Annotated in this window: 4 protein-coding genes; 3 read left to right on the top strand and 1 reads right to left on the bottom strand. The window is 68.4% G+C overall.

Going from position 1 to position 2,644, the window contains the following annotated elements:
* The coding region (locus tag H0W38_RS20640) for a ribose-5-phosphate isomerase A (protein WP_292457716.1) at positions 1 to 361 on the bottom strand (361 nt) is incomplete at its 3' end.
* 104 nt (positions 362 to 465) lie between these two features.
* Between H0W38_RS20640 and H0W38_RS20635 the strand changes: the two genes are divergently transcribed.
* The 3 genes from H0W38_RS20635 to H0W38_RS20625 form a co-directional block, all read left to right on the top strand.
* The gene (locus H0W38_RS20635; RefSeq protein WP_292457713.1) at positions 466 to 1,500 is read left to right on the top strand and encodes a quinone-dependent dihydroorotate dehydrogenase; all 1,035 of its coding nucleotides are present in this window, start codon (positions 466 to 468) and stop codon (positions 1,498 to 1,500) included.
* 133 nt (positions 1,501 to 1,633) lie between these two features.
* On the top strand, positions 1,634 to 2,341 hold the full coding sequence (locus H0W38_RS20630; RefSeq protein ID WP_292457711.1) for a hypothetical protein: 708 nt from the start codon (positions 1,634 to 1,636) through the stop codon (positions 2,339 to 2,341).
* Positions 2,342 to 2,408: 67 nt separating this feature from the next.
* On the top strand, positions 2,409 to 2,644 hold a 236-nt coding region (locus H0W38_RS20625), incomplete at its 3' end, for an undecaprenyl-diphosphate phosphatase (protein WP_292457710.1).

Raw genomic sequence — 2,644 nt, 5'->3', positions numbered from 1 at the left:
TGGAAGCGTCGGCGATGCACACGAAACGCTCGGCCAGGTCGGCCACGATCTTCTCGCGCGTGAGTGCGGCGCCGCCGCCCTTGATCATGAAGCCGCGCCGGTCGATCTCGTCGGCGCCGTCGATGTAGACCGGCAACGATAGGGCCGCCTCGGCCTCGAACACGCGGATGCCGTGAGCGCGCAGCCGCTCGCTGCTGCGCAGCGAACTCGACACCGCGCCCGCGATGCGTTCCTTCACGCCGGCCAGCGCATCGATGAAGCAGTCCACCGTCGAGCCGGTGCCCACGCCGACGACGCTGCCTTCGACCACCTGTTCGAGCGCGGCGCGGCCGACAAGCACCTTGAGTTCCTGCTGATTCATGGGAGTGGGAGCGGCGCGAGCGGTGGCAATCAGCGGATTATCCCGTTGCACACCCGTCGGCCCGGCTCAAGGCGCACGGCGTCGCTCTGGGACAATCCGCGCCCATGGCCCTCGTTCCGTATGCGCTGACGCGCCCCTTTCTCTTCGGCCTGGACGCCGAACACGCGCACGAATTGACCCTGGGGTCGATCGCCAAGCTGCAGAACACGCCGCTGCAATGCCTGTGGCAACAGCCCCGCGTCGCCGATCCCGTGACGGTGGCGGGGTTGCAGTTTCCCAACCGGATCGGCCTGGCCGCCGGCCTGGACAAGAACGGCCGCTGCATCGACGGCCTGGGGGCGATGGGTTTCGGCTTCATCGAGGTCGGCACCGTCACGCCCCTGCCCCAGCCGGGCAACCCGAAGCCGCGCGTGTTTCGCCTCCCCGAAGCAGACGCGCTGATCAACCGGCTGGGCTTCAACAACGACGGGCTCGACGCCTTTCTCGCCAACGTGCGGCGCGCGCACTTTCGCCAGGGCGGCGGCATTCTGGGTCTGAACATCGGCAAGAACGCCGCCACGCCGATCGAGCGCGCGGCAGACGACTACCTGCTGTGCCTGGAAGGCGTGTACGAGCATGCCGACTACGTGACGGTCAACATCTCCAGCCCCAACACGCAAAACCTGCGCAGCCTGCAGGGCGACGCCGCGCTCGACGCGCTGCTCGGCAAACTCCAGGAACGGCGCCAGCGCCTGAGCGCGCGCCATCGCCGCGCGGTGCCGCTGTTCGTCAAGATCGCCCCCGACCTCGACGAAGCGCAGGTCGGCCTGATCGCCGCCACGCTGACAAGGAACGCGATCGACGGCGTGATCGCCACCAACACCACGCTGGCCCGCGAGGCGGTGGTGGGCCTCGCGCACGCCGGCGAGACAGGTGGCCTGAGCGGCCGGCCGCTGGCTGCGGCCAGCAACCGGGTCGTGCGGCAACTCCGCTCGGCACTGGGTGCGACCTATCCGATCATCGGCGTGGGCGGCGTGATGAGCGCCGCCGATGCACGGGCCAAGCGTGAGGCGGGCGCCGACCTGGTGCAGATCTACACCGGGCTCATCTTCCAAGGTCCCGAACTGGTTGCACAGGCAGCGCGGGCCTTGCGGGTTTGAGCATTGCCCGCGCTGTGCCGCGCAGGATGCACGCTTTGCGCCTTCGAGCCGTGCTGTGTTCGAACGGCTGGGGCCGCACGCGGGCGGCCGTCACACCGCCGCTCTTAAACTCTGCCCGCCTGACTTGCGCCCCATGACAAGACCCCATCCCGACTCCCAGGCGCCGTTCCTTTCGGCCCCGCATCTCGCTGCCACTTCGTTCTGGCGTTCGCGCTACCTCGCCATAGCGCCCCCTGTGCTGGCGCTGCTGTTCGCCCTGGGCCTTTGGCTGGCGCTGGAGCCGGCAAGGCTGAAAGAGCTCACCGCGGAGGGCGGCCTCGTCGAGCGGCCCACGGAACTGCTGTACTTCGCACTTGCCGCCGTGATGTGGTGGTGGCGCCGGCCCGGAGACGACCTGCTCGGCTGGGCCGCGCTGTGCATCGTCTTCGTCGCCTTCGGCGCTCGCGAGATGGATCTGCACAAGGCCTGGACCGGCGGCAGCATGCTCAAGCTGAGCTTTTATCTGCGCGAGGCGCCGCTCGTGCAAAAGCTCGTTTCCGGCGCTGTGGTGTTGATCGTGGCTGCGGCCGGCGTGTTCGTGATCCGCCGCCATGCGCGCAGTGTCTGGCAAGGCCTGCGCCGGCGCGAAACGCTCGCCACCACGGTGGCCATTTTCCTGGTCACGATGATCGTGTCCAAAGTGTTCGACCGCTCAATCAATATCCTGGCCGAAGACTTCGGCATCGTCGCGCCGGTCGCCACGGGCGTGCTGGTCGGCGCGGTGGAGGAGATCCTCGAACTGAGCTTGCCGCTCGTCGCTGCGATCGGCTTCATTCAGCACCGGCGAGGCAATCTCTCATGAAGGCGTTGCAGCAGACAGGCGCACCGCGGCCCCTGACGATTGCGGCAGCCTGCCGCGCCCGGGCCTCATGAGCAGTGGCGCGATGGTCTGGTTCGAGGCCGCATTCCTCGGCCTGGTGCAGGGGTTGACCGAGTTCCTGCCCATCTCTTCGAGCGCCCACCTGCGCATCATCGGCCCGCTGCTGCCTTCGGGCGGCGACCCCGGCGCGGCGTTCACGGCGATCACGCAGATCGGCACCGAGCTCGCGGTGCTGATCTATTTCCGCCGCGAGATCGGGCGCATGACGAGGGCCTGGTTCGCGTC

Source organism: Methylibium sp., from assembly GCF_013817365.1.
In the GTDB taxonomy this organism is placed as follows: Bacteria; Pseudomonadota; Gammaproteobacteria; order Burkholderiales; family Burkholderiaceae_C; genus Methylibium.
The sequence above is the reverse complement of the archived record's forward strand: the minus strand, read 5'-3'. Positions and strand labels throughout refer to the sequence as shown.

What these genes read in the sequence shown, in the direction of transcription:
- H0W38_RS20635 (WP_292457713.1), top strand. Translation starts at nt 466, where the DNA reads ATGGCCCTCGTTCCGTATGCGCTGACGCGCCCCTTTCTCTTCGGCCTG.
- H0W38_RS20630 (WP_292457711.1), top strand. Translation starts at nt 1,634, where the DNA reads ATGACAAGACCCCATCCCGACTCCCAGGCGCCGTTCCTTTCGGCCCCG.